Annotated in this window: 1 protein-coding gene; it reads left to right on the forward strand. The window is 70.4% G+C overall.

Features of this window, described 5'->3' with window-relative positions; translation table 11 throughout:
* Window positions 1-48: 48 nt before the first annotated feature.
* Window positions 49-1,478 (forward strand): class I SAM-dependent methyltransferase (locus AC07C1_RS41230; protein WP_478947244.1); only part of this gene is annotated, 1,430 nt, incomplete at its 3' end.

Consider the following 1,478-nt stretch of genomic DNA (forward strand, 5'->3'; position numbering starts at 1 on the left):
GAGGCGGTGGTGGGTTCCTGCCCGGGTGTGGGGCAGGCGGTGGTGTGTGTGCGTCAGGACCAGCCCGACGACCGCCGGCTCGTCGCCTACGTGACCCCGGCGCACAAGGCGTCTTCCGAGTCGGGCGCTGACGCGGTGGAACAGGTCGGTGACTGGAAGTCCGTCTTCGAGTCGTCGTACGACTCGGCGCGCGCCAGTGATTTCGGGTCGGGATTCGTCGGCTGGTACAATAGCTACGACGGTGGCCTCATCCCCGACAGCGAAATGGCGGAATGGCTCGAGGACACCGCGAACCTCATCACCGAGCTCAAGCCGAAGCGCATTCTGGAAATCGGCGTCGGCAACGGCATGGTCCTGTCCCGGCTCCTTCCGCACTGCGAGGAGTACTGGGGCACCGACATCTCCGAGACCGCCATCGAGCGGCTCGGCCGGAGTATCGAGGGAACCGAGCACGCCGACCGCGTCACCCTCCTCGCCCAGCCCGCGCACGTCGTCGACGGTCTCCCGACCGGCTTCTTCGATGTCGTCGTCATCAACTCCGTCATTCAGTACTTCCCCTCCGCCGGGTACCTCGACGACGTCCTCGCCCGCGCCGTGGACCTGACGCGCGAAAACGGCCGCGTCATCGTCGGCGACGTACGCAATCTCCGCCTCCTGCAGCAGTTCCAGACCGAGCGCGCACTGCGCGCACTCCGTGGGCCCGCCACGCCCGAGAGCGTGCGACAGGACGTGCGCGTCGCCGTCGCCGAGGAGGAGGAACTCCTCCTGGATCCGGCGTACTTCGAAAGCTTCGCCGACGCGCACCCGGCGCTCGAGGGTGCCGACATCCGGGTCAAGCCGCACGCGGCCTCCAACGAGCTGACGCGCTATCGGTACGACGTCGTGCTGCACCGGCGGGGGCACGACATCGTCGACGCCGCCTGTGCGCCGCTGGTCTCCTGGTCCGGCGACGGCTCCATTGCACTGGACGAGCTGACCGCGACCCTGGAGGCCCCGGAGGCCGGCCGCCCCGTGTGCCTGCGGGTGACCGGAGTCCCGCACGCCCGGCTCACGGTCCCGCTCGCCCTCGTCGATGCCCTGGCCCAGGCGACGGACGCGGCGGAGCTGAAGGCGGCCGTCGATGCCGCCGCCACACTCCCGGAGCCACCCGTCGTCCCCGCACGCCTCGCCGTCCTTGCCGAACGCTGCGGCTACCGAGCCCTGCTCACCTGGGCCGACGGCGACGGTGGTCCGAGCACCGCCCTGGACGTGCTGCTCGTGCGCGCCGAGATCACGGCGGACGCCGCCCTCGTCGGAACCTGGCGGTCGACGTGGCGTGCGGGGGACACGTCTGCCCTCGCCAATGTCCCGGCCCACGGACGGTCCCGGGTGAGCGCCGCCGATGTGCGGGAGTTCGTGGCGGGGGTGTTGCCGGAGTACTGCGTGCCGTCGGTGGTGGTGGTTCTGGAGTCGTTGCCGTTGACGGCGAACGGGAAGGT

The organism is Streptomyces sp. NPDC045022, assembly GCF_056432605.1.